Annotated in this window: 27 protein-coding genes, 1 tRNA gene and 1 other RNA gene; 15 read left to right on the forward strand and 14 right to left on the reverse strand. The window is 69.5% G+C overall.

Annotated elements, in window-relative coordinates; genetic code table 11:
• Positions 1 to 7: 7 nt before the first annotated feature.
• The 3 genes from otsB to AB0N68_RS12395 all read right to left on the reverse strand — a co-directional run bounded on the left by otsB (position 8) and on the right by AB0N68_RS12395 (position 3,577).
• A complete protein-coding gene (otsB, locus tag AB0N68_RS12385) occupies positions 8 to 805 on the reverse strand; it encodes a trehalose-phosphatase (protein ID WP_259953918.1) in 798 nt (265 codons plus the stop codon).
• Positions 806 to 848: 43 nt separating this feature from the next.
• A complete protein-coding gene (locus AB0N68_RS12390) occupies positions 849 to 2,255 on the reverse strand; it encodes an alpha,alpha-trehalose-phosphate synthase (UDP-forming) (RefSeq protein ID WP_259953919.1) in 1,407 nt (468 codons plus the stop codon).
• A gap of 65 nt (positions 2,256 to 2,320) precedes the next feature.
• Positions 2,321 to 3,577: an MFS transporter gene (locus AB0N68_RS12395; RefSeq protein WP_280566387.1), complete on the reverse strand. Its 1,257-nt coding sequence runs from the start codon at positions 3,575 to 3,577 to the stop codon at positions 2,321 to 2,323.
• A 206-nt stretch (positions 3,578 to 3,783) separates the two neighbouring features.
• Between AB0N68_RS12395 and AB0N68_RS12400 the strand changes: the two genes are divergently transcribed.
• Complete coding sequence (locus AB0N68_RS12400; protein WP_025103262.1) at positions 3,784 to 4,083, forward strand: hypothetical protein; 300 nt, start codon at positions 3,784 to 3,786, stop codon at positions 4,081 to 4,083.
• A 21-nt stretch (positions 4,084 to 4,104) separates the two neighbouring features.
• Here the strand turns inward: AB0N68_RS12400 and AB0N68_RS12405 are convergent, their stop codons facing one another.
• The 3 genes from AB0N68_RS12405 to AB0N68_RS12415 are packed head-to-tail and all read right to left on the reverse strand — an operon-like array spanning position 4,105 to position 6,723.
• Positions 4,105 to 5,289 carry an acetyl-CoA C-acetyltransferase gene (locus AB0N68_RS12405; protein WP_280566390.1) on the reverse strand — a complete coding sequence of 395 codons (1,185 nt, stop codon included), beginning with the start codon at positions 5,287 to 5,289 and terminating at the stop codon, positions 4,105 to 4,107.
• Positions 5,286 to 5,948, reverse strand: coding sequence for a CoA transferase subunit B (locus AB0N68_RS12410; protein WP_363332829.1), 663 nt, complete (start codon positions 5,946 to 5,948; stop codon positions 5,286 to 5,288). Before AB0N68_RS12410 ends, AB0N68_RS12405 begins: the two co-directional genes overlap by 4 nt.
• A 1-nt stretch (position 5,949) precedes the next feature.
• Entirely contained in the window at positions 5,950 to 6,723 is a 774-nt protein-coding gene (locus AB0N68_RS12415; RefSeq protein WP_280566392.1) for a CoA transferase subunit A, read from the reverse strand.
• Positions 6,724 to 6,826: 103 nt separating this feature from the next.
• Here AB0N68_RS12415 and AB0N68_RS12420 point away from each other — a divergent pair, with 103 nt between their 5' ends.
• From AB0N68_RS12420 to AB0N68_RS12455, 8 genes are all read left to right on the forward strand, one after another.
• Positions 6,827 to 7,615 carry an IclR family transcriptional regulator gene (locus tag AB0N68_RS12420; RefSeq protein WP_232089224.1) on the forward strand — a complete coding sequence of 263 codons (789 nt, stop codon included), beginning with the start codon at positions 6,827 to 6,829 and terminating at the stop codon, positions 7,613 to 7,615.
• A gap of 35 nt (positions 7,616 to 7,650) precedes the next feature.
• Positions 7,651 to 8,088, forward strand: a complete 438-nt coding sequence (locus tag AB0N68_RS12425) for a MarR family winged helix-turn-helix transcriptional regulator (protein ID WP_268776417.1) — start codon at positions 7,651 to 7,653, stop codon at positions 8,086 to 8,088.
• Entirely contained in the window at positions 8,085 to 9,323 is a 1,239-nt protein-coding gene (locus tag AB0N68_RS12430) for an MFS transporter (protein WP_280566394.1), read from the forward strand. The genes AB0N68_RS12425 and AB0N68_RS12430 overlap by 4 nt, the downstream gene beginning before the upstream one ends.
• A 22-nt stretch (positions 9,324 to 9,345) precedes the next feature.
• The gene (locus AB0N68_RS12435; protein WP_313366747.1) at positions 9,346 to 9,828 is read left to right on the forward strand and encodes a YbaK/EbsC family protein; all 483 of its coding nucleotides are present in this window, start codon (positions 9,346 to 9,348) and stop codon (positions 9,826 to 9,828) included.
• Positions 9,829 to 9,905: 77 nt separating this feature from the next.
• The gene (locus AB0N68_RS12440; protein ID WP_280566397.1) at positions 9,906 to 10,598 is read left to right on the forward strand and encodes an SOS response-associated peptidase; all 693 of its coding nucleotides are present in this window, start codon (positions 9,906 to 9,908) and stop codon (positions 10,596 to 10,598) included.
• Between the two features lie 145 nt (positions 10,599 to 10,743).
• A complete protein-coding gene (locus AB0N68_RS12445) occupies positions 10,744 to 11,085 on the forward strand; it encodes a DUF7882 family protein (RefSeq protein WP_187663908.1) in 342 nt (113 codons plus the stop codon).
• Between the two features lie 81 nt (positions 11,086 to 11,166).
• Positions 11,167 to 11,418, forward strand: coding sequence for a hypothetical protein (locus AB0N68_RS12450; RefSeq protein ID WP_187663907.1), 252 nt, complete (start codon positions 11,167 to 11,169; stop codon positions 11,416 to 11,418).
• Positions 11,419 to 11,447: 29 nt separating this feature from the next.
• Positions 11,448 to 11,723, forward strand: a complete 276-nt coding sequence (locus tag AB0N68_RS12455; protein WP_280566400.1) for a hypothetical protein — start codon at positions 11,448 to 11,450, stop codon at positions 11,721 to 11,723.
• A gap of 232 nt (positions 11,724 to 11,955) precedes the next feature.
• Here AB0N68_RS12455 and AB0N68_RS12460 read toward each other — a convergent pair.
• Positions 11,956 to 12,028: transfer RNA gene (locus AB0N68_RS12460), tRNA-Lys, on the reverse strand.
• Between the two features lie 155 nt (positions 12,029 to 12,183).
• Between AB0N68_RS12460 and AB0N68_RS12465 the strand changes: the two genes are divergently transcribed.
• The 3 genes from AB0N68_RS12465 (at position 12,184) to AB0N68_RS12475 (ending at position 13,814) form a co-directional block, all read left to right on the forward strand.
• Complete coding sequence (locus tag AB0N68_RS12465; RefSeq protein ID WP_280566402.1) at positions 12,184 to 12,981, forward strand: inositol monophosphatase family protein; 798 nt, start codon at positions 12,184 to 12,186, stop codon at positions 12,979 to 12,981.
• 15 nt (positions 12,982 to 12,996) lie between these two features.
• The gene (locus tag AB0N68_RS12470) at positions 12,997 to 13,545 is read left to right on the forward strand and encodes a hypothetical protein (RefSeq protein ID WP_280566405.1); all 549 of its coding nucleotides are present in this window, start codon (positions 12,997 to 12,999) and stop codon (positions 13,543 to 13,545) included.
• A 92-nt stretch (positions 13,546 to 13,637) separates the two neighbouring features.
• Positions 13,638 to 13,814 carry a hypothetical protein gene (locus tag AB0N68_RS12475; RefSeq protein ID WP_280566408.1) on the forward strand — a complete coding sequence of 59 codons (177 nt, stop codon included), beginning with the start codon at positions 13,638 to 13,640 and terminating at the stop codon, positions 13,812 to 13,814.
• Positions 13,815 to 13,839: 25 nt separating this feature from the next.
• Here AB0N68_RS12475 and AB0N68_RS12480 read toward each other — a convergent pair whose 3' ends face one another.
• Positions 13,840 to 14,181 carry a DUF7882 family protein gene (locus tag AB0N68_RS12480; protein WP_187663902.1) on the reverse strand — a complete coding sequence of 114 codons (342 nt, stop codon included), beginning with the start codon at positions 14,179 to 14,181 and terminating at the stop codon, positions 13,840 to 13,842.
• A gap of 262 nt (positions 14,182 to 14,443) precedes the next feature.
• Between AB0N68_RS12480 and AB0N68_RS12485 the strand changes: the two genes are divergently transcribed.
• The gene (locus AB0N68_RS12485) at positions 14,444 to 14,788 is read left to right on the forward strand and encodes a hypothetical protein (RefSeq protein ID WP_268776425.1); all 345 of its coding nucleotides are present in this window, start codon (positions 14,444 to 14,446) and stop codon (positions 14,786 to 14,788) included.
• Between the two features lie 64 nt (positions 14,789 to 14,852).
• On the opposite strand, the gene ssrA is transcribed toward AB0N68_RS12485, so the two are convergent.
• Positions 14,853 to 15,222, reverse strand: a transfer-messenger RNA (tmRNA) gene (ssrA, locus tag AB0N68_RS12490).
• Positions 15,223 to 15,363: 141 nt separating this feature from the next.
• Between ssrA and AB0N68_RS12495 the strand changes: the two genes are divergently transcribed.
• The gene (locus AB0N68_RS12495; RefSeq protein ID WP_280566411.1) at positions 15,364 to 16,029 is read left to right on the forward strand and encodes an SIMPL domain-containing protein; all 666 of its coding nucleotides are present in this window, start codon (positions 15,364 to 15,366) and stop codon (positions 16,027 to 16,029) included.
• Positions 16,030 to 16,038: 9 nt separating this feature from the next.
• Here the strand turns inward: AB0N68_RS12495 and hflX are convergent, their stop codons facing one another.
• On the reverse strand, positions 16,039 to 17,550 hold the full coding sequence (gene hflX, locus AB0N68_RS12500) for a GTPase HflX (RefSeq protein WP_187663899.1): 1,512 nt from the start codon (positions 17,548 to 17,550) through the stop codon (positions 16,039 to 16,041).
• Positions 17,551 to 17,616: 66 nt separating this feature from the next.
• Here hflX and AB0N68_RS12505 point away from each other — a divergent pair, with 66 nt between their 5' ends.
• Positions 17,617 to 18,258 (forward strand): class I SAM-dependent methyltransferase, encoded by a 642-nt coding sequence (locus AB0N68_RS12505; protein WP_259953970.1) that lies wholly within the window; start codon positions 17,617 to 17,619, stop codon positions 18,256 to 18,258.
• 15 nt (positions 18,259 to 18,273) lie between these two features.
• Here AB0N68_RS12505 and dapF read toward each other — a convergent pair whose 3' ends face one another.
• The 4 genes from dapF to miaB are packed head-to-tail and all read right to left on the reverse strand — an operon-like array spanning position 18,274 to position 22,190.
• On the reverse strand, positions 18,274 to 19,146 hold the full coding sequence (dapF, locus tag AB0N68_RS12510; RefSeq protein WP_280566014.1) for a diaminopimelate epimerase: 873 nt from the start codon (positions 19,144 to 19,146) through the stop codon (positions 18,274 to 18,276).
• A 9-nt stretch (positions 19,147 to 19,155) separates the two neighbouring features.
• Positions 19,156 to 19,704, reverse strand: coding sequence for a dihydrofolate reductase family protein (locus AB0N68_RS12515; RefSeq protein ID WP_259953973.1), 549 nt, complete (start codon positions 19,702 to 19,704; stop codon positions 19,156 to 19,158).
• A gap of 33 nt (positions 19,705 to 19,737) precedes the next feature.
• Positions 19,738 to 20,649 (reverse strand): tRNA (adenosine(37)-N6)-dimethylallyltransferase MiaA, encoded by a 912-nt coding sequence (gene miaA / locus AB0N68_RS12520; protein WP_280566018.1) that lies wholly within the window; start codon positions 20,647 to 20,649, stop codon positions 19,738 to 19,740.
• Positions 20,646 to 22,190, reverse strand: coding sequence for a tRNA (N6-isopentenyl adenosine(37)-C2)-methylthiotransferase MiaB (gene miaB, locus AB0N68_RS12525; protein WP_280566019.1), 1,545 nt, complete (start codon positions 22,188 to 22,190; stop codon positions 20,646 to 20,648). Before miaB ends, miaA begins: the two co-directional genes overlap by 4 nt.
• Positions 22,191 to 22,192: the final 2 nt, after the last annotated feature.

Here is a 22,192-nt window from a genome sequence, read left to right on the forward strand (position 1 = left end):
CGAGAGTCTATTCCTGCGCGACGGCCCTCTCGTTCGCGAGCGTCTCCAGAAGCGCGGCGATCTGTTGTGGAGAGTCCACACGGAGGGTCGCGGCGCTCTCCCCCGGTCCGACGCGCACACCGAGGTCGCCCTCCTGCAGCACACGCATCGCATCCTCGTCGGTCACGTCGTCACCGGCGAAGAGGATGCCCGTCGCGTCGAAGCGCTCCCGAAGGGCGATCATCGCGGCGTCCTTGCCCTCGTTCCGCGACGAGAACTCCAGCACCCGATGGCCGGCGCGCCGGCGCCACTGCGGGAAGCGCTCGGCGACGAGGGCGTCGATCTCGGCGAAGACCCTCTCCTCCGTCTCCCGATCCGCGCGCCGGGTGTGCACGCCCATGCCGAAGGTCTTCGGCTCCAGTTCCGCGCCCTCGTAGCGGTCGATGATCGGCTGCGCGGCGGCCCACAGCTCCTCGCGCGCCCCGGGCTCGGTCGTGTCCCCCGGGGCGTCGGCGGCCCCCTCACCGGGGAACCAGTACTGCGCGCCGTGGGAGCCGGCGAGGACGAACACGGAGTCGTCGGTGTGCTCGGTGATCTCTCTGAGGTCGTGCATGCTGCGACCGGAGACGTAGGCCACGATCGTGTCGGGCATCGCCGCGAGACGGGCCATCTGCACGGCGACCTCCGGCAGCGCCCGCGCGGCCATCGGGTCCGCGACGAGCGGGGACGCGGTGCCGTCGAAGTCGAGGGCCACGACCAAGCGCGGCGTCGTCGCGAGGGCGGTGAGGTCGGCGTCGGCGGTTCCGGGGATCCAGGGGCGCGTCACGGTGTCTCCGATCGAGATGAAGAAGGGTGTGCAGGGAGTGCGGTCAGCGGCGGCGGACGTCGGCCAGAGCGTCAAGGAAGGATGACGACCAGGCGTTCACATCGTTGTCCAGCACCCGGCGGCGGAGGGAGCGCATGCGCCGCGACTGCTCCGCGGGGGACATCTCCACCGCCTCCATGATCGCGTCCTTGAGGCCCGCGATGTCGTGCGGGTTGACGCGCACGGCCTGGCGGAGCTCGTCCGCCGCGCCGGTGAACTCGCTGAGCACGAGGACGCCGCGGTTGTCGGTCCGGGTGGCCACATACTCCTTCGCCACCAGGTTCATGCCGTCACGCAGCGCTGTCACGAGCATGACGTCGGCCGCGAGGTACAGAGCGACCATCTCCTCGCGCGGGTACCCCTGGTGGAGGTAGCGGATGGCGGAGTGACCGACCGTGTCGTGGTCGCCGTTGATGCGGGCCACCGCGAGCTCGATCTCGTCCCGGAGGTGCGCGTAGGCGTCCACCCGCTCCCGGCTCGGGCTCGCCACCTGGATGAGGGTGACGTCCTCCACGTCCAGGCGGCCGTCTTCGAGGAGCTCGCCGTATGCCTTGATCCGGTGCCCGATGCCCTTGGTGTAGTCCAGGCGGTCGACGCCGAGGAGGATGCGCTTGGGGTTGCCGAGGCTGGCGCGGATCTCCGCGGCCCGCGCCCTGACGTCTTCGCGGGCGGCGAGTTCGAGGTACGGGGCGGTGTCGATGGAGATCGGGAAGGCCTTGGCGATGGCCGTCCGCGAGCCCCCCTCATCCGGGACCGCGATGCTCGACCCCTTCACCTCGTAGCGCAGCCGGCGCCGGACCGCGGTGAGGAAGTAGGTCGCGTCCTGCGCCCGCTGGAAGCCGATGACGTCGGCGCCGAGCAGTCCGCGCAGCACCTGGTCCCGCCAGGGAAGCTGGGCATAGAGGCCGTGGGCCGGGAAGGGGATGTGGTGGAAGTAGCCGATGGTGACGTCGGGGCGCAGCTCGCGGACCATCTGCGGCACCAGCTGGAGTTGATAGTCGTGCACCCAGACGGTGCCGTCCTGCGCGGCCGCGGCCGCGGCCGCCTCCGCGAAGCGTCGGTTCACCCGCACGTACGCGTCCCACCACTCGCGGTGATACTGCGGCGGCGCGATGACGTCGTGGTACAGCGGCCAGATCGTGTCGTTGGCGAAGCCCTCGTAGTAGTCGGCGACCTCGTCGGAGCTCAACGCCACCGGGATCAGGTGGATGCCGTCGGCGTCGAAGGCCTCGAGCTCCACGTCGGGCTGGCCCGGCCAGCCGACCCAGGCGCCGTGTACACGGCGCATCATGGGCTCGAGCGCGGCGACGAGGCCGCCGGGCGACGTCCGCCAGGTCTCCTCGCCGTCGGGGCCCACGACCCGGTCCACCGGGAGGCGGTTGGCGACGACGACGAAATCAGCAGCGGTCACAGGGGCACTCCTCGGTCCAGTAGCTTCCAACCTATCGAGGATGCGCGCCGACCGCCGGTCCTCCCTCAGGCCTTGACAGCGGACGCCGCGCGGTGCACACCGCTGAGAGCCCAGTTCCCGAGGCCCGCCGCGAACGCGATGCCGGCCGCGATCATCGGGAGGACGAGCGCAGCGGAGGTGCCGAGGCTCTCCGCGATCTCCCCCGCCACCGCGGCGCCGATCGACTGACCGACGATCACACCGGAGCCGAGCATCGTCATCACCGTCGCGGACCGGCCACGGGGGCTTCGAGCGGCTCCGAAGCTGTACTGGGTGACGAGGGTCGGACCGATGCCGATGCCCATGATGGCCAGGGCCAGCATCATGCCCGCCGGGGAGTCGACGATGCCGAGGAGCAGCGATCCGGCGAGCAGGATCCCCGAGAACACGAGCCAGCGCGCGCGCAGGGAGAACCGGACGGGGAGCCAGGCGACGCCGAGGGCGAGCACCGCGGAGCCGACGCCCATCACGCCGTACAGCAGCCCCGCCTGCTCCGGGGCTCCGAGGTCGGCCATGAACGAGGTGAGCGAGGTGAGCATGGTGCCGAAGAAGATCCCGACGCCGAGGATGCCGAGGACGACGATGAGGAGCTGCGGACGGAACAGCTCGGACACGGCGGACGGTGCCCGACCGTCGTCGGTGCGGTCCTGGGAGACGTGCCGCCCGCTCGGGTGCAGGGCGAAGGCTCCGACGAACACCAGGGTCAGCGCGGCGGCCCCGACCAGCGGGGCCCACGGCGCGAGCGCCGAGGCGAGCACACCCACGAGGAAGGGCCCGAAGACGAAGACGGTCTCGTCCGCGGCCGACTCGTACGCCATCGTGCCGGAGACGGTGCGCGCGCGGCGCTCCGCGGGCATCCGCTCGCCGATGATCGTCACCAGCCGGGAGCGCGAGAGCGGCGCCACCTGGGGCGCGGTCGCGCCGATGCCGATCGCGGCGAGGAGCACGAACCCATCAGCGGCCGGGCCGTAGACGACCGCCGTGAAGAGCAGGAGCATCGCCGCGTTGCCCACGGCGAGCGCGAGGAGGACCGTGCGCTGACCGAAGCGGTCGGCGGCGGCGCCCAGGAGCGGTCCGAAGCAGGCGGTACCGAGACCGACCGCAGCCGAAGTGAGTCCGCCGAGGGAGAGCGACCCCCGCGCCGACACGACGACGGTGAGGACGCCGACCACCATCATGGCGAACGGCAGTCGCGCGATGAACGCGATGAGGAAGTACGGCAGGCCGGCGAGGCGGAAGAGGCTCGGCTCGGCGGTGTCAGGCGTGGTGCTGGTGTGTGTCATGGCTCTCGCGCGTCGATGACGCGTGTCGGGTGCCGCCGCTGTCCGCCGGAGACGCCGACGGCCGGTAGATACACGGTTTCTGCGGCCGCGGGTGAACCGCGACCCTCCCATGATATCCGGTGGCCCTGGACGGACGCCCTGCCAGCCTCCTACCCGGCTTGTCAAGGCTCCGGCCCCCGCGCCCCGGCTGCGGGTACCGTAGGGGCATGCGCTACCTCTTCAGCACCGGACTCGTCGCCGCGATCTCGGCTGGGATCTCGCTGCTGCGCGGCACCCGCAATGAACCCATCACCTGGCGCTCGCTCCTGTCGTGGGTGAGCTGGGGCATCACGATGGCGCTCGCGGTCGGCGCGGTCGTCGACATGCGCCGCGAACGCCACGGCGTGCCGGTGGACGCCGACTCCCCACAGTCGGTGAAGAAGTCCAAGAAGGCGCAGCGTCTGCAGTTCCGTTCGCAGAAGGCCCTCGCCGATGCGCAGGGGCACGCCCAGGACAAGCGGTCCTGACGCACCCCCGCGCCTCCCGCGTCAACGGGTGAGGATCAGCGCCTCGCCCTGACCGCCGCCGCCGCACAGGCCGACCGCCGCGGTTCCGCCACCCCGGCGGGCCAGCTCGTGCGCGACGTGCACCACGAGACGGTTGCCGGAGGCGCCGATCGGATGACCGATCGCGATGCCGCCGCCGTGCACGTTGACGATGTCGCCGTGCAGCCCGAGCTCGGTCTGCGAGCGGGCGACCACGGCCCCGAACGCCTCGTTGATCTCCACGAGATCCAGATCCTGCGGCGTGATGCCCTGTTTTCGGCACGCCTGCTCGATCGCCCGCGCCGGCTGCGCCTGGAGCGAGTTGTCCGGGCCGGCGGTCTGGCCGCTCGCCCCGACGGTCACGAGCACCGGCCAGCCTTTGGCCTCGGCCGTCCCACGCGTCGTGACGACCACGGCGGAGGCGCCGTCCGAGATCTGGGACGAGTTGCCTGCGGTGATCGACCCGCCCTCGGCGAAGGCGGCACGCAGTCCCGCGAGGGTCTCCACCGTGGTCTCGGGGCGCACCCCCTCGTCTCGGGTCACCCGCACGGGCTCGCCCCGGCGCTGCGGCACCTCGACGGCGACGATCTCCGCGTCCAGCGCCCCGCTCTCCTGGGCGGCGGCGGCCCGCTGATGCGAGAGCGCCGCCACCTGGTCCTGCATCTCTCTGGTGAGCTCGTATCGCGCGTTGTGCCGTTCCGTCGACGCGCCCATGCTCTCCCGGTCGTAGGCGTCCGTCAGCCCGTCGTAGGCCATGTGGTCGAGGACCTCGACGGTGCCGTAGGTCCAGCCGTCGCGCGATCCCATGAGCAGGTGCGGCGCGCGGGTCATGGACTCCATGCCGGCGGCGACGACCACCTCGGCGTCCCCGGTCCGGATCATGCGCGCCGCGTCGATCACCGCGGTGAGCCCGGACAGGCACACCTTGTTCACGGAGTGCGCGGGCACGTCCCAGCCGATCCCTGCGCCGATCGCCGCCTGACGGGCGGCGTTCTGCCCGGATCCGGCGGCGAGCACCTGTCCCACGATCACCGCGTCGACGTCTGCCGGATCCACTCCCCCCTGCTCCAGGGCGCCGCGGATCGCGAACGATCCGAGCTGCGGCGCGGTGAAGGCGGCGAGCTGTCCTTTCAGCCGGCCCTGCGGGGTGCGCGCCGCGGCGACGATGACGACATCGTTCTCACTCATTGCTCGGTCCTTCCGTTCTCCAGTTCCGGGGCGAGGCGGAGGGACGGCTCCGTGGCCTCCCGTACCTGCTGCACCGTGACATCGGGCGCGACCTCGACCAGCACGAGGCCCTCCCGCGTCACGTCGATCACCGCGAGGTCCGTGATGATCCGGTCCACGACGCCGCGGCCGGTCAGCGGCAGCGTGCAGGCGTCGACGATCTTCGCCGAGCCGTCCTTGGCGACGTGCTCCATCAGCACGATCACCCGTCCGGCGCCGTGCACGAGGTCCATGGCGCCCCCGGGGCCCTTGACCACCTTGCCCGGGATCATCCAGTTCGCGAGGTCGCCGGAGGCGGAGACCTGCATCGCCCCGAGGATGGCGGCATCGATCTTCCCGCCGCGGATCATGCCGAAGCTGAGGGCGGAGTCGAAGAACGCCGCTCCGGGGAGCGTGGTCACCGTCTCCTTCCCCGCGTTGATGAGATCCGGGTCGACCTCGTCCTCCCGCGGGTAGGGCCCGACCCCGAGGATGCCGTTCTCCGACTGCAGCACCACGGTCACGTCGGACGGGACGTGGTTCGGGACGAGCGTGGGCAGGCCGATGCCGAGGTTCACGTACGCGCCGTCCGGGAGCTCGACCGCAGCGCGCGCGGCCATCTGATCTCTGGTGAGCGCCATGTCAGGCTCCTTCCGCGGCGACGGTCCGCCGCTCGATGCGCTTGGGGATGTCCTCGCCGACCTCGACGATCCGGTGCACGAAGACCCCGGGCAAGTGGATCGTGTCCGGATCCAGCTCCCCCGGTTCCACGAGCCGCTCCACCTGCGCGATGCACACGCGTCCCGCCATCGCGGCGAGCGGGTTGAAGTTCCGGGCTGCCTTCCGGAACACGAGGTTGCCGTGCCGGTCGCCGCGCGCCGCATGCACCAGGGCGAAGTCGGTGGTGATGGCCTCCTCCAGCACGAACTCGCGGGGCTCGCCGTGCACCGCGAACGTGCGCACGTCCTTGGGCGGTGATCCCACCGCGATCGATCCCTCGGGGTGATACCGGCGGGGCAGGCCCCCGTCGGCCACCTGGGTGCCGACGCCCGTCTGGGTGTAGAACGCGGCGATCCCGGATCCTCCCGCTCGCAGCTTCTCGGCGAGCGTGCCCTGCGGCGTCAGCTCCAGCTCGAGCTCCCCGGACAGGAACTGCCGCTCGAACTCCTTGTTCTCCCCCACGTACGACGAGGTCATCTTGCGGATGCGCTGCGCGGCGAGCAGCACGCCGAGCCCCCAGTCGTCCACCCCGCAGTTGTTGCTCACCACGCTCAGGTCGGTCGTGCCCTGTGCGAGGAGCGCTTCGATGAGCGCGATCGGGTTCCCGGAGAGTCCGAAGCCTCCGACGGCGAGCGAAGCGCCGTCCGGGATGTCGGCGACGGCGGCCTCCGCGGATTCCCACTGCTTGTCGATCACGTCTGCTCCTTCGGTTCCGTGTCCCCACCAGCCTCCCGCCCCGGCGGAGTCACGGCCAGCACCCTCTTGCGATGTGGACGCCCGCGCCACTAGCGTCCACGATGTGGACACTGCGACGAACCCCGTCCCCGGCACTCAGGCTGTCGCGCGGGCGGCGCGGCTCCTGCGACTGGTGACGGCCGCCGGCACCGACGGCGCCACCCTGCAGGAACTCGCCGGCAGCGCCGGTCTCTCCCGCCCCACGACGCATCGCCTGCTCAGCGCCCTGCGCGTGGAGGGGCTCGTGGACCGGGACGGCGACAGCAGCCGCTGGATGCCGGGACCCGAGCTTTTCCTCATGGGATCCGTGGCCGCCGCTCGATACGACGTGACGGCCCTGGCCCGGGACATCGTGCGGTCGCTCGCCGTGAAGACCGAGGAGAGCGCCTTCTTCTCCGTCCGGCGCGCGGACGAGACGGTCTGCCTGCTGCGCGAGGAGGGCTCGTTCCCCATCCGCTCCTTCGTGCTGAGCGAGGGGGTGCGCTTCCCGCTCGGAGTGGCGAGCGCCGGCCTCGCGATCCTCGCGTTCCTCCCCGACCATGATGTGGATGCCTATCTGGAGCGCCATCCTGAGCTCGTCGAGAGCTGGGGGCGTGCTCATGGCGAGCGCCCGCTGCGGAAGCGCCTCGCCGAGACGAAGGAACGCGGATTCGCCGTCAACCCCGGCCTGATCGTCGAGGGGAGCTGGGGCCTCGGCGCGGCGGTGTTCGACCGTGCAGGGCGCCCGGAATGGGCGCTCAGCCTCACCGGCGTCGCCTTCCGCTTCAGCCCGGAGCGTCAGGCCGAGCTGGGCCGGATCCTCCTCGCCCACGCCCATCAGCTCTCGGCGAGGATCGCCCACGCCCGGCGGTGACCTCGATACATATCAGTAGGTATATACTTTCTGGTATGAATCGCTCGGAGGTCATCCCGTCGCTCGTCCTGTCGGGGTACGCGCTGGGTCGCATCGCCGCCCAGGACGCGGGGAACGACGCCCCCGCGGCGCAGTGGCGGGTGCTCAGCCTGCTCGATCAGTCCGGTCCCCGCCGTGTCGGCGAGCTCGCCGCAGCAGCTCGCACCACGCAGCCCGGGATGACCCGGCTGCTCGGCACGCTCGAACGCGAGGGTCTCGTGCATCGCTCCCCCGATGCCGACGACTCCCGTGCCACCGTCGTCGCCGTGACCCCGGACGGGACGGCGGCCCTGACTGCCTGGCGCTCCGAGTTCCGGGAGACGATCGCGCCGCGGTTCACCGACCTCGACGACGATGACTGGCACGCCCTCACCCGTGCGGCAGAGATCCTCGCCGCCCGCACCTCCGCAGACCGGACAGGAGAGATCCGTTGAACACCGCCCCCGCATCCCGCACCCCGTCGGTCTGGAAGCAGCCCGCCCAGGTGTGGGCCGTCGCCTTCGCGTGCGTCGTCGCCTTCATGGGCATCGGCCTCGTCGATCCGATCCTCCCGGCTATCGCGGAGTCCCTCGAAGCGACGCCGGTCGAGACGGAGCTCCTCTTCACCAGCTATCTCCTGGTCACCGGCCTCGCGATGCTCGTCACGAGCTGGATCTCCAGCCGGATCGGCGCCAAGGCCACGCTCCTGGTCGGACTCGGACTGATCGTGGTGTTCGCCTTCCTCTGCGCGATCAGCGGCAGCGTCGACGCCGTCATCGGATTCCGGGCCGGCTGGGGTCTGGGCAACGCGCTGTTCATCTCGACCGCGCTGGCCACCATCGTCGGCGCGGCATCCGGCGGCAGCAGCGCGGCGATCGTGCTGTACGAGGCTGCTCTCGGCCTCGGCATCGCCGTGGGCCCGCTGCTCGGCGGCATCCTCGGCGAGCAGAGCTGGCGCGGACCGTTCTTCGGCGTCGTCGCCCTGATGGCCATCGCGTTCATCGCCGTCCTGGTGCTGCTGCGGGGGCCGGGCGAGAAGCGCACCCCCGTGAAGTTCTCCGCCCCCTTCACCGCCCTGCGCCGTCCCGCTCTCGCGATCCTCGCCGTGGCCGCCCTGTTCTACAACATCGGCTTCTTCGTGCTGCTGGCGTTCTCGCCGTTCCCCCTGGGCTTCGGGGCCATGGGCATCGGCCTGACGTTCTTCGGCTGGGGCGTCGCCCTCGCGGTCACCAGCGTGTGGGTCGCGCCCGTGCTGATGCGCCGGATGCCGAGGACCCACGTCATCCTCACCGTGCTGCCGCTGCTCGCCGTCGACCTCGTCGTCGCGGGGCTGGTGGTCGCCGAACCTGCCGCTCTCGTCGTGTGCATCATCGTGGGCGGCCTGCTGCTCGGCGTCATGAACACCGTGCTGACCGAAGCCGTGATGGAGGCGACCGACCTCCCCCGCTCCGTCGCCTCCTCGGCCTACTCCGCGGTCCGCTTCCTCGGCGGCGCGATGGCCCCGCCGATCGCGGCTCTCCTGTGGCACCTGTTCAGCGCGACCGTGCCGTACCTCTTCGCCGCCGCCGCCGTCCTTCTGGCAGCGCTGACGATCCTCCTCGGCCGGAAGGTCCTCGCGCACATCGACGACGAACCTGCCGACGCGACCGCGGAGGACGCGGCGGCGATCCTCGTCGGTGACGCCGGCTGACACGCTCGACTACCGTGGGGGCATGAGCGACCCCTCTTCCCTCCCCGAGCGCAGCCGACGGGTGCAGGAGCACCTCCTTGCGGCCGGTGTCGAGACCGAGATCCGGGTCCTGCCGGACTCGGCACGCACCGCTGCGGAGGCGGCCGCCGCCATCGACTGCGACGTCGCCGCGATCGCCAACAGTCTCGTCTTCCTCGCCGACGGCCGCCCCGTCCTCGTCATGACCAGCGGCGGGCACCGCGCCGACCTCGCCGTTCTGTCGCGGAACATCGGAGCGAGCGAGGTGGTCATGGCGCCACCCGCCGCCGTCCGCGAGGCCACCGGACAGGCGATCGGCGGAGTGGCGCCCGTCGGCCATCCCGCACCCCTCCCCACCTTCATCGACCGCGCCCTGCAGCAGCACGACGCGATCTGGGCCGCGGCGGGCCATCCGCACACCGTCATGCCGCTGACCTTCGCCCAGCTGTCGAGCCTCACCGCCGGCACGGTGATCGAGGTCGTCTGACCGGATGTCCGCCCCATGCCCCATGATGGAGGCGATACCGGCCGCGGTCGGGTGACCGACGACAGGGAGGCGACGACATGTGCGGACGATTCGCGAACGACGCGACGACGGACGAGCTGATCCGGGAGTTCGTCGCCGAGGGCGGCCGACCGGAGGACTGGTGGAAGTCCTGGCACGGCGCCTACTCGATCGCGCCCACCGAGAGCGCCCCCATCGTCCGGGACCGGGGTGAGGGCCGCATCCTCGAACTCGTGCGGTGGGACTGGCAGAGTCCCCCCAACCGTCCCCAGCGCGCCCCGCTGATCAATGCACGGATGGAGAAGCTCGCCGCCGGATTCTGGGCGCCGGCGTTTTCTGCGGCCCGCTGCCTCGTCCCGATGCGCGGGTACTTCGAGTGGACAGGTGAGAAGGGGCACAAGACGCCGCATTTCCTCCACGGGGACGGCCTGCTCGCCGCCGCCGGCCTCACCTGGTCGATGGAGCACGAGGGCGAGAAGGTGCGCTGCTTCGTCGTCGTCACCAGGGAGGCGCGCGACGCCGGCGGCGAGGTGCACGACCGGATGCCCGCCTTCCTGACCCCCGACACGTGGGACGCCTGGCTCACACCGGAGAAGCTCACCGGGCAGACCAAGTTGGACACGCTGGCAATGCTCGATCACACCTCCGCCGACGTCGCGGCGACGCTCCGCGGCCACGTCGTGGACCGCAAGGTGAGCAACACCCGCACCGTCGACCCGTCCGATCCCACGCTTCTCGATCCGGTGGCCTGAAACGGGGAGACACGCGACGACGCACGACACCCCGGTCGGGTAGGAGAACGGGCAGAAGTGTGAAACGCTGAGCACACCCCACACCAGCGGTCATCGCGTCCGCGCCTCTTGGCACAGGTTCCCGTGGCGAGAAGGGAATCTTGCAATGGGCAAGTTCATCTACGAGAACAGCGTCAAGGTCGACATCGAAGACCGCGCTCTCACTCACATCCAGCTGGTCATGACCGCGAAGCTCCGCCGTGGCGAGCCCTTCGGCTTCACGTGGAAGGACGACGTCAGCATGGGCGGCGGCCGGACGACGGTCTGGATCCATGCCGGCAGCTCGCTCGTGTACAAGTACCACGGCAGCCGTCAGCCCAGCGTGAACCGCGCCTGGATCGAGGCTCTCGCATTCACGGCGAACGCCCCGAGCGGGCTGTATCTCGTCCCCGAGCCCGCGGAGCAGCAGCAGCCGGACGAGCGCGAGAGCGCTCTCACGCGCTCCTAACACGCCGACGGAGCGGGTTCAACCCCCCTTCGTATCGGTCCTGTCCCTTCGTACCGTGGAGCCATGGGGAACCATACGGGAATGACGACGACGCACATCGAGATCGATGGGCACGACTTCCTCCTGCCTCGCAGCACGGACGTCGCGGACCTCATGTCTCGGATCGAAGCGGCCGCCCGCTCGCAACCGACCTTCGTCGACTTGGCGACGGGCGATGCGCTGACGAGCGTGCTCATCACCGCCCAATCCCGGGTGGTCGTCTACCTCATCCGCGAGGACACGGGGCAGGATGCCCCCATCGACGCCCGTTCGACGCTCGACTGGGATCTCTGAGGAGCGCGGCCCGCTCGTAGACTGGACCGATGCTCGTCGCTCTCATCCGCCCCCGAGGATCCATGACCATCGACGTCACCGGGACATCCCTCGAAGACGTCCACACGCAGCTCGATACTCATCGCGAGCCAGGCTACGCGCTCACGTCCGCCCCGGTGCGCATGCTCAAGGGCGAGGCGAAGATGGAGGCGACGGGAACGTTCCATCGCATCGACGGCGTCGAGCAGATCGAGGCCGACGACATGGCAGGCATCGAGGCCAAAGTGCCCGAGGGCTGGCAGTTGCTGTCGGTCCGTCGCGCCTGACGCGCGACCCGCCCACCCGAGCGCACGTTTCCCACCCTCTCGCGCAGGTCGACCCGCACGCACCGTGCGGGCTCGAAAAGGCTCCTGCCCGAGCCTGCAGAGGCGCGGTTTCGATCCCGCTAAGAGCGCCCTGGCGGCCGGCATGGACGCGACCGCGGATGCAGCGAGCGTCTCGTTCGTACAGACAAAAGAAAAAGCCTCGGAGATGGCGAGATCTCTGAGGCTTGTTCCGTGCACCCCCAGGGACTTGAACCCTGAACCCACTGATTAAGAGTCAGTTGCTCTGCCGATTGAGCTAGAGGTGCGTGGCCCGGGATAACCCCGACCGAGGAATTACATTACCAGCGGTTGGCGTCGAGACGAAATCCACGGCGACCCGGGCGTGGCTCGGGCGTTTCGCCCGCCGATCCTGGCCGATGGTCTCTGCGGCTGCGTCGATGACGGCGACTATTCTGAGAGCGTGACCGCCACTTCCGACGCCGCTGACCTGCGCGCCGATCTCCAGCTCGCCCTTCGCCTCGCCGACGCCGCGGACGCGCAGTCGCTCCCCCGGTTCGACGCTGCGGATCTGGAGATCTCCACGAAGGCGGATCACTCCCACGTGACCGACGCCGACCTCGCCACGGAGCGCGCGATCCGCCGACTCCTCGAGGAGGAACGTCCCGACGACGGCATCTTCGGCGAGGAGTTCGGCGCCCAGGGCAGCACCGTCCGGCAGTGGATCATCGATCCGATCGACGGCACGGCGAACTTCCTCCGGGGCGTCCCGCTGTGGGGCACGATGATCGCTCTCGCGATCGACGGTGTGCCACGGGTCGGCGTGGTCAGCATGCCGGCGCTCGGTCGACGGTGGTGGGCGGCGACGGGACACGGCGCCTGGACCGTCGATGACCGCACGGAGCGACGCCTCGCCACCTCCTCCGTCTCGGCGCTGGATGAGGCCAGCGTGAGTTTCCAGAGCATCGCCCAGTGGCGCGACGCCGGGCAGCTGGACGCCCTGCTGCGTCTGAGCGAGCACGTCTGGCGCGATCGGGCGTACGGCGATGTCTATGCGTACATGCTCCTGGCGGAGGGACGATTGGAAGCCGTCGCCGAGTTCGATGTGAAGGAATACGACATCGCCGCCGCCGTGGCCATTGTCACCGAGGCGGGTGGGCGCATGACGGCTTTCGACGGTTCCGAGACGATCTCGGCGCGCTCGACACTCGCCACCAACGGCATCCTTCACGACGACTTCCTCCGTCTTCTGCACGACTGATACCTCCGAGGCACCATGAACCCCCGACGACTCGCGGCTCTGACCAGCCTCGTACTGATCGGGGCGCTCCTCACGGCGTGTACCGACGACGGCGCACCCGACCCGTCGCCCTCGCAGGAGCCCACGTCCGCCGCGGGTGACGCCGCGGCGACGCCGGCGGCCACGGATGAGCTGACGTGCGAGTCGATGATCTCGGAGGGCACGGTCGCCGCCCTCACCGAAGCCGGGTGGACCGCCGAGCCGCGGGAATTCCGCGTCGGCGGCGTCGAGCTCTCGGAGGGACTCCTGTGCTTCTGGGCGGACTTCACCGTCCCGTCCGATCACGGTCAGATGTACGGCTGGTCTGCGCTCTCCCCCGCCGACGCCGAACGGGCGCGGGAGGGCCTCGAGGACGAGGGCTGGCGGAGCGAGGAGAGCGCCCAGGGCGTCTACGTCACGGAGGACCCTCAGTACGCGATGAGCACCGACGAAGACGGCTACGGCATGACGTACCTCTTCGGCGACGGCTGGGTGAAGGTCGCCGACACCAAACAGGGGCTGCTTCTGGTCGAAGGCCGGGACTGAGCAGCGCATCATCCCGACGACGTTGTCAAGCGTCTGGGCTCCTCTCCGCGGAGAGAGCATGCTGGAGGTATTCGTCGAGGAAAGGAACGCGCATGGCTAACGACAGCGACCGCAACGACATCAGCACCGAGCCCTCCCCCGGCCCGGAGGAGAACGACAACCTCGGCGCCGAGGACAACAAGGGCGAGCCGCGAACGGTTCCGCCCACGGATCGGTCCGACGATGACGGGGACGACGTCCTCGCGGAGGATCCGGACCGCTCGCACTGAGCCTGTCGAACACAGGAGCCCCGCCTCATGACGAGGCGGGGCTCCTGTCGTCTCGTCCGGGCGTCGACCCCTGGACGATCTCGTCGACGAGGTGGATCCCCCCAGTCGAGTTGGCCGACTGCATCAGATCCTCGATCCACTGCGGATTCAGTTTCGGCGGCTCCCGACCTTCGAACGTGAAGCGCAGCGGGATCGCCGGATGCAGCCAGATCGTAGAGCGACCGTAGGCCTCTCCCTCGGGGTGGGTCCAGGACACCGTGAAGCTCTCGTTGCGTCGGAGCTTCGTCGCGATCACGACCTTGAGGTGCGCGAGCGCTCGGTCTTCGATGTGGAGCTGGCTCGTGCCGTCGTACATGATGAACCCCATGTGCGAATCGTAGGCCCGCGTTCCATCCGTCACCAGAGGCAGTCAGGTCCTCTGGAGTTCATGGCCGCCGGGATCTGAGCGCGAGCATGTCTGTATGAGCGCCCACCGCTGAGTGACGTCCCCCGAAGAGGGGACAGACGGCTCCTGGCATACGTCGATACTCTGGCCGGATCAGGGGACTCGTGCGAGATACGAGAGGTGCGAGCGTCGATGGCCGGTCACGCCGAGCATCGCCCGGCGCTCATGATCGGAAGGACTTCTCATGACGATCGATGTCGTTGCGGAGCCGCTGGTGGCAGCAGTCCGCGAGGCGTGGGCCAGGGCGCGGGGAACGATCCTCGTGCCCTCGGGATTCCAGCTGACGGAGGTGACGGTCGATGCCGGATCGTTGACTGCTCAGGTGGCCGACCCCGCCGGCTCGCGATTCGGCATGCGCGTGGCGCTCCCGAATGCCGCGCGGTGGGAGGGTCGTGTCCAGGGCGGAGAGGGGACATCAGAGCACTGGGCGCTGTGGAGCGTCATCGTCCCCCTCATGGAGGAGCTGGAGACGGACGCCGCGCACCGCTTCCGTCCGGACGCCGACGGCGTCCGCTGGGTGACCTCATAAGAGAAGCCCCGGTGTCCCGGACGAGAGTCCGAGCCACCGGGGCTTCTTTCTGGTGACAGCGACCTGGTGGAGCTGGGGGGAATCGAACCCCCGTCCAACGCTGAGTCTCCACGCCTTCTCCGGGCGCAGTCTGTGGAAGCGTTCTGCTCGGCTCCGACCTTTGTCACAGACACCTAAGTCGACGAGCCCAGCCTGGGAAGAGTCCCACGTGACGTCCAGACGCCGTCACGCAGCAAGATTCCTAGATGACGCCAGGATCCGTATCGGAATCACATACGGTCTGACGGACTATCGGGCTCGCTTAGGCAGCGAGGGCGAAGTCGTTGCGCTTGGTTTCGGCAACTATTGTTTTGCAGAGAGCGTTTACGAGATAACTCTGCATCCTCGGCCCGCTTCTCGTGGATTCACAGGCGCTGTCGAAACCGATCAGCCCCGTGGTCCTTCTCTCGAAGGAGCCGCTGTCACACTGTGGAATTGTCACTCCCGGGCGACGAACACCCGAGCATCTCAGACTACAACGTTCGCGCCTCGGCCGCCATTCCCCGCCGCCGATGCCCGTCGCGTAGAGTCGGCCCATGAGCGATGTGACAGTCACCGTCCGCGGCGAACACGAGGCGCGTCTGTCGCCGGAACGGGCGACCATCCGCGTCACGGTGCGCGCAGAGGGTCCGGAGCGCGCGACCGTCGTCGACCACGTCCTGCGTCTGACCGAACCTGTCCGCAGCAGCATCGTGGGACGTGTGGATGCCGGCACCGCCCTCGACTGGAGCAGCACGCGACTCTCGGTGCGTGCCGAGCGCCCGTGGAACGCCGAGGGGAAGCGTCTCGCCCCGGTGTACTACGCGAGCATCGACGTGACCGCGACCTTCGCGGAGGCCTCGGAGCTTTCCCTCTGGATCTCCGACATCTCCGCGTGGGACGGTGTCGAGATCGGTTGGGTCGACTGGCATCTCACCCCGGAGACCCGCGTCCGCGTGGAACGAGAGGTCGCCGCACAGGCCATCGGCGTGGCCGTGACGAGGGCCGAGGCCTACGCCGCTGCTCTCGGTCTCGCCCAGGTGACTCCCGTGGAGATCGCTGACACCGGCCTGCTCTCCTCCACGACGCCGGCGCCGGGCGCTCCGCTCGGGAAGGCACGCGGCGCCGTCGCCTTCGCGGCCGATGCCGCCCCGGCCATGGAGTACGAGCCGCAGGATATCGTGCTCACGGCAACCGTCGAGGCGCGGTTCCTCGCTCGCTGACCCGCGCCCTCAGTCGGCGACGACGAAGGGGGCGAGGTCGGCGGCGAGGCGCTCCGACACGTGCGCGTGGACGGCGGTACCCGCCTCCTCGTGCTCGACCGACAGCAGCATCCCGGTCTCGTGGATCGCGGCGACAAGGTCTCCACGGTCGTAAGGGATCACGGCGTGGAGCTCGACCGCGGGCTTCGGCAGGGCCTCCTCGATCGCTGCACGGAGTTCGGCGATGCCCTCCCCCGACCGCGACGACACGAAGTGCGCCCGCGGCTCCAGGCCGCGGAGAACCAGCCGCTCGTCTTCGGGGATCAGATCGGCCTTGTTGAAGACGACGAGCTCCGGCATGTCACGCACACCGACGTCGCCCATCACGTCACGCACGGTCTGCAGCTGTCCCGCCGGATCGGGGTGCGAGCCGTCGACCACGTGGAGGACGACGTCTGCGTCCCCGACCTCCTCCAGCGTCGAACGGAAGGCTTCGACGAGCTGGTGCGGCAGGTTGCGCACGAAGCCGACGGTGTCGGTCAGCGTGTACACGCGGCCGTCCTCGGTCTCCGAGCGCCGCACGGTCGCGTCGAGGGTGGCGAACAGCGCGTTCTCCACGAGGACGCCCGCGCTCGTCAGCGCATTGAGCAGACTGGACTTTCCGGCGTTCGTGTATCCGGCGATGGCGACAGACGGGATCGTGTTCCGCTTGCGCTCGGCGCGCTTCGCCTCACGCGCCGGGGCGAAGTCGCGGATCTGCTTGCGCAGCAGCGCCATCTTCGTCCGGATACGTCGACGGTCGAGCTCGATCTTCGTCTCACCAGGACCGCGCGAACCCATACCGGCGCCGCCGGCGCCGACCTGTCCACCGGCCTGACGGCTCATCGATTCACCCCAACCACGCAGGCGCGGCAGCAGGTACTCGAGCTGTGCGAGCTCGACCTGGGCCTTGCCCTCCCGGCTTTTGGCATGCTGGCTGAAGATGTCGAGGATCACAGTGGTCCGGTCGATCACCTTGACCTTCACGACGTCCTCGAGCGCTCGTCGCTGGCTGGGCGCCAGCTCGGTGTCGGCGATGACCGTGTCGGCGCCGACCGCCGCGACGATGTCCTTCAGCTCCTGGGCCTTGCCTCGCCCGAGGTAGGTGGCGGCATCCGGGTGCGGGCGGCGCTGCAGCACGCCGTCGAGCACGACCGCGCCCGCTGTCTCCGCGAGCGCCGCGAGTTCGCGCAGCGAATTCTCCGCGTCCTCCTGGGCACCCTGCGGGTACACCCCGACGAGCACGACGTTCTCCAGCCGGAGCTGGCGGTACTCGACCTCGGTGACGTCCTCGAGTTCGGTGGACAGACCACCCACGCGCCGCAGCGCGTGCCGATCTTCGAGGTCCCACTGTTCGCCGTCGGCCGTCGAATGCGCGGCCGTCGCTTCGTCCTGGAGTGCCTGCGCGGCGCCGAACGTGCGCACCTCGGAGCGCTTCTCTGCGTTCGCCAGCACGCGGTCGACCGTCTGGTCGTCGGTGGAGGGTGTCTTCGTCTCCGTCATCCGTTCCTGTCTCTGGTTTCCTCGCGAGCCTTAACCTTAGCCCGCGCTGTCCGGTACGCTCACCGTATGGGGTCCGACCACTATTTCACTGCGGCCCCGGCTAGCCCCGAGAACCTGCGCAAGATCCGCGTATCCCTTGCAGGCCGTGAGCTCGAAGTGACCACCGCGGGTGGTGTCTTCAGCCCGGATCGACTCGACGCCGGCACCGCAGTGCTCCTCGCCAACATGCCTCCCGTTCCTCCCGGAGGTCATCTTCTCGACCTCGGGAGCGGGTGGGGGCCGATCTCCCTGTCGATGGCACTGGCCTCGCCGCACGCGACCGTCTGGGCGGTGGACGTGAACGAGCGGGCCTTGGATCTCGTACGTCGCAACGCGGCTGCCCTTGGCCTCACCAATATCAACGCCTCCCTGCCCGAAGATGTTCCCGACGACGTGACCTTCCGCACGATCCGGTCCAATCCGCCGATCCGCGTCGGGAAGAACGAACTGCATGGGCTGCTGGAGAAGTGGATCCCGCGGCTCGACGAACGCAGCGACGCGTGGCTCGTCGTCCAGCGCAATCTCGGCGCCGACTCTCTGCAGCGCTGGATCGCTGCGACCTTCCACCCCGGTTTCAGCGTCTTCCGCACGGCGACGGGCAAGGGCTACCGCATCCTCAAGGTGAGGAAGCACGGGACGCCGCCGACGGAACCGATCGACGTCGTCTGAGCCCCCCCTCACCCCTCAGACCAGATCGACTTCGCCCTGGTAGACGAGCTGAGCAGGTCCGGACAGCGCGACGTGCTCCCCGTCCTCGGCGGGCAACATCCGGACTCCGAGCGTGCCACCCGGAACCTCGACCTTCCAGTTGTCAGGCGCCTGGGCACCGGCCCAGTAGCGCACGGCGAGTGCGGTGGCGGCCACGCCCGTGCCGCAGCTCAGGGTCTCGCCGACGCCGCGTTCGAACACACGCATCCGCACGTGGCCGACGCCGTCGCGCACGAGGGGCTCGCCGGGCACCACGAACTCGACGTTCGCCCCGGCGGGCGGAGCCGGTTCCAACTCGGGCGCGCGCGTGAGTTCCAGCAGGCCGAGCTCGGCGTCGGAGGCGAGCGCCACCACGACGTGCGGGTTCCCGACGTCGATGCCCAGTCCGGGCCGGGTCACGGTCAGCCCGTCCGCGCGCACCAGCGGGTCGACGCCCGACAGGCGCCACGCGCCCAGGTCGACCTGGTAACCGCTCACGCCGCGCGTGACGTCACGGACGCCAGCCCTGGTGCCGATGGGGAGAGTACTGCCGGCCTCGATGTCGGCGAGACCGGAGCGCACGAGGTAGTGCGCGAAGACTCGGATCCCGTTGCCGCACATCTCGGCGACCGAGCCGTCCGCGTTGCGGTAGTCCATGAACCACTCGGCATCCGGCTCCTCCGCCAGGGCCGCTGCCCCCTCCGCGATCGCGGACGAACGCACGACTCGGAGAACGCCGTCGGCCCCGATGCCGAAATGGCGATCGCAGAGCACCGCGACCTGCTCCGCGGTCAGCTCCAGCTGGCCGTCGGGATCGGCGATGATGATGAAGTCGTTGCCGGTACCGTGCCCCTTGGTGAATGCGACCATGGGACCAGTCTAGGGAGCCGTCGAGCCGGCGCTCCGCCCCGCGACGCGGTAACGCCCGCAGAGGAAGCTGCGGTTGCGGGCCACCTCGATCAGATCCAGGTCGAGACGCCGGGGCAACAGTGGGGCACCACCCCCGAGGGTCACCGGGGCGTATTGGACCCAGACCTCGTCCAGGAGGCCCGCGTCTGCGAACTGTCCTGCCACGTCTCCCCCGCCGACGACCCAGAGGTCCTTTCCTTCCGCCGCCTCGTGCATCGCGGCATGGACGTCGGGGATCGCCGCGCTCGTCACACGGACGTCCGCCCCGGTCGGCACGGCGAGCTCACGATGCGAGAGCACCCACGTGGGCTGCTCATACGCCCACCGGCCCTCCTCGTGGCGCATGACCCATTCGTACGTCGATGACCCCATCACGAGCGCCCCGATACTCTTCTCGAACGCCGGATAGGCCATGGGACCTTCCATGTCGATGTCCTGCGTCAGAAGCCAATCCAACGAATGCTCCGTCGTGGCGATGTACCCGTCAAGGCTGGACGCGGTGAAGTAATGAGTGGCCATGCGCGCATCGTCGCACGGGCCACCGACATCAGGTCAGGGCGCCAGCAGGTCGGCGACGGCCACCGGCGGCGCCATCCATTCGAGCTCCGGATAGCGCTTGAACCACGACACCTGACGACGCGCGTAGCGCCGGGTGAGTGCCTGCGTCTCAGCGATCGCCTCCTCGGCGGTGGAGCGTCCCTCCAGCTGTGCGAGCGCCTGCGCGTACCCGATGGCCCGGGGAGCCGTCGTCCCGCGCTCCAGACCCTCGTCGCGCAGCCGCGCGACCTCGGCCACGAGGCCGTGCTCCCACATCCGCCGGACACGAGCATCCAGTCGGGCGACGAGATCGGAGCGATCCACGTGCAGACCGATCAGCCGGGTGCGCGGATACCAGAGCGTCGGCTTCTCGGGCAGTGTCGCGCCGTGCGTCGCGCTCCCCTGTTCGACGACTTCGAGAGCACGGATCACTCGTCTGCCGTTGCGCGGGTCCACCCGGGCTGCGGCTTCCGGATCGCGCGCACGCAGCCGCTGGAGGAGGGCATCGACGCCATCCCGATCCAGCTCCTGCTCGAGACGCTCGCGGATCACGGGGTCTCGAGGCGGGAAGTGGAACTCGTAGACGACACTGGACACGTAGAGTCCGGATCCGCCGACGAGGATCGCGTCGCCGCCCCCCGCGTGAATCCTCTGCACGGCCTCGCGTGCGAGCGGTTGATACCAGGCCACAGCGGCATCCTGCGTCACCTCTCGCACGTCGAAGAGATGGTGCGGAATGCCGCGTCGTTCGGAGACGGGCAGCTTGGCCGTTCCGATGTCCATGCCGCGGTAGAGCTGCATCGCATCCGCGTTGACGATCTCCGCCGGGTTGCCGCGACGCCGGAGCTCCTCGGCGAGATCGAGCGCCAGATCGCTCTTCCCGGTGCCTGTCGCGCCGACGACGGCCCAGAGCCGAGGTGTGGTCACACTCCGACGCGGAGAGTCGGCAGGCCGAGGGAGACGGCGCGCGGTGCCCCGTCGCTCGGAGCCGGCACGGCGCACGACTCCGCCTGTCCCCGATCCCAGGCATCTCCACCGCGCGTACGGCGGATGCGCAGCGGCGCGCCGGTCGGATCGTCGGCGAGGAGGTGGAACGGTGCGGCGTGGGTCACCCTCACGGTGACGACGTCACCCGGACGCGGCAGCTCCGAACCCGGGGTCACCTCGAAGTGCACGAGCCGGTTGTCCTGAGCTCGTCCGGTCAGTCGACGGGTCTCCGTGTCCTTCTTGCCTTCACCCGTGGAGACGAGCACCTCGACCTCCCGGCCGACCTGCTTCTGGTTCTCCTCCAACGAGATGCGCTCCTGGAGCGCGATCAGCCGATCGTAGCGGGCCTGCACGACCTCCTTGGGCACCTGATCCGGCATGGTGGCCGCGGGGGTCCCTTCGCGGATCGAGTACTGGAAGGTGAAGGCTCCGGAGAATCGGGACTGCTCGACGACGCGCATCGTGTCCTCGAAGTCCTCCTCGGTCTCGCCGGGGAAGCCCACGATGATGTCGGTCGTGATGGCCGCGTGCGGGATGCGTTCCCGAACGCGGTCCAGGATGCCGAGGAAGCGCTCGCTGCGGTACGAGCGCCGCATCGCCTTGAGGATCCGATCGCTTCCGGACTGCAGCGGCATGTGGAGCTGCGGCATGACCGCGGGGGTCTCCGCCATCGCGTCGATCACGTCGTCGGTGAAGGCAGCGGGGTGCGGGCTCGTGAAGCGGATGCGCTCGAGGCCCTCGATCTCACCGGCGGCACGGAGAAGCTTGCCGAACGCCTGACGATCCCCGAACTCCACCCCGTAGGAGTTGACGTTCTGCCCGAGGAGGGTGACCTCGATGGCGCCGTCCTCGACGAGAAGACGGATCTCGTTGAGGATGTCGCCCGGTCGACGGTCCTTCTCCTTGCCGCGGAGACTGGGGACGATGCAGAACGTGCAGGTGTTGTTGCAGCCGACGGAGATCGACACCCAGCCGCTGTGCGCGGAGTCGCGCTTGGTGGGAAGCGTCGAGGGGAACACCTCGAGGGATTCGAGGATCTCGAGCTCCGCGTCGCCGTTGTGACGGGCGCGCTCGAGCAGACCGGGCAAGGAGCCCATGTTGTGGGTACCGAAAACCACGTCGACCCAGGGCGCCTTGTCGAGCACGGCCTGCTTGTCCATCTGCGCGAGGCAGCCGCCGACCGCGATCTGCATACCGGCCTTGCGCCGCTTCACGGCGGCCAGATGGCCGAGCGTTCCGTAGAGTTTGCCGGCAGCGTTGTCCCGCACGGCACAGGTGTTGATGATCACCACGTCGGCCTCGGTCCCGGCGTCGGCACGGATGTAGCCGGCACTCTCCAGAGACCCTGACAGGCGCTCGGAGTCGTGCACGTTCATCTGACAACCGAACGTGCGCACTTCGTACGATCGCTGGCGCCCGTCATCGTCGACGGCCGCTGACGACGCGCTGATGATCGTCGGTTCGCTGCGGGGGATAGTCATGA

The organism is Microbacterium meiriae (assembly GCF_040685015.1).
GTDB lineage: Bacteria > Actinomycetota > Actinomycetes > Actinomycetales > Microbacteriaceae > Microbacterium > Microbacterium meiriae.

What these genes read in the sequence shown, in the direction of transcription:
- AB0N68_RS12435 (WP_313366747.1), top strand. Translation starts at nt 9,346, where the DNA reads ATGAGCGACCCCTCTTCCCTCCCCGAGCGCAGCCGACGGGTGCAGGAG.
- AB0N68_RS12425 (WP_268776417.1), top strand. Translation starts at nt 7,651, where the DNA reads ATGAATCGCTCGGAGGTCATCCCGTCGCTCGTCCTGTCGGGGTACGCG.
- AB0N68_RS12410 (WP_363332829.1), bottom strand. Translation starts at nt 5,948, where the DNA reads ATGGCGCTCACCAGAGATCAGATGGCCGCGCGCGCTGCGGTCGAGCTC.
- AB0N68_RS12445 (WP_187663908.1), top strand. Translation starts at nt 10,744, where the DNA reads ATGGGCAAGTTCATCTACGAGAACAGCGTCAAGGTCGACATCGAAGAC.
- AB0N68_RS12485 (WP_268776425.1), top strand. Translation starts at nt 14,444, where the DNA reads ATGACGATCGATGTCGTTGCGGAGCCGCTGGTGGCAGCAGTCCGCGAG.
- AB0N68_RS12495 (WP_280566411.1), top strand. Translation starts at nt 15,364, where the DNA reads ATGAGCGATGTGACAGTCACCGTCCGCGGCGAACACGAGGCGCGTCTG.
- AB0N68_RS12395 (WP_280566387.1), bottom strand. Translation starts at nt 3,577, where the DNA reads ATGACACACACCAGCACCACGCCTGACACCGCCGAGCCGAGCCTCTTC.
- hflX (WP_187663899.1), bottom strand. Translation starts at nt 17,550, where the DNA reads ATGACGGAGACGAAGACACCCTCCACCGACGACCAGACGGTCGACCGC.
- AB0N68_RS12400 (WP_025103262.1), top strand. Translation starts at nt 3,784, where the DNA reads ATGCGCTACCTCTTCAGCACCGGACTCGTCGCCGCGATCTCGGCTGGG.
- AB0N68_RS12475 (WP_280566408.1), top strand. Translation starts at nt 13,638, where the DNA reads ATGGCTAACGACAGCGACCGCAACGACATCAGCACCGAGCCCTCCCCC.
- AB0N68_RS12450 (WP_187663907.1), top strand. Translation starts at nt 11,167, where the DNA reads ATGACGACGACGCACATCGAGATCGATGGGCACGACTTCCTCCTGCCT.
- AB0N68_RS12440 (WP_280566397.1), top strand. Translation starts at nt 9,906, where the DNA reads ATGTGCGGACGATTCGCGAACGACGCGACGACGGACGAGCTGATCCGG.
- AB0N68_RS12405 (WP_280566390.1), bottom strand. Translation starts at nt 5,289, where the DNA reads ATGAGTGAGAACGATGTCGTCATCGTCGCCGCGGCGCGCACCCCGCAG.
- AB0N68_RS12505 (WP_259953970.1), top strand. Translation starts at nt 17,617, where the DNA reads ATGGGGTCCGACCACTATTTCACTGCGGCCCCGGCTAGCCCCGAGAAC.
- AB0N68_RS12480 (WP_187663902.1), bottom strand. Translation starts at nt 14,181, where the DNA reads ATGGGGTTCATCATGTACGACGGCACGAGCCAGCTCCACATCGAAGAC.
- AB0N68_RS12515 (WP_259953973.1), bottom strand. Translation starts at nt 19,704, where the DNA reads ATGGCCACTCATTACTTCACCGCGTCCAGCCTTGACGGGTACATCGCC.
- AB0N68_RS12470 (WP_280566405.1), top strand. Translation starts at nt 12,997, where the DNA reads ATGAACCCCCGACGACTCGCGGCTCTGACCAGCCTCGTACTGATCGGG.
- miaB (WP_280566019.1), bottom strand. Translation starts at nt 22,190, where the DNA reads ATGACTATCCCCCGCAGCGAACCGACGATCATCAGCGCGTCGTCAGCG.
- dapF (WP_280566014.1), bottom strand. Translation starts at nt 19,146, where the DNA reads ATGGTCGCATTCACCAAGGGGCACGGTACCGGCAACGACTTCATCATC.
- AB0N68_RS12455 (WP_280566400.1), top strand. Translation starts at nt 11,448, where the DNA reads ATGCTCGTCGCTCTCATCCGCCCCCGAGGATCCATGACCATCGACGTC.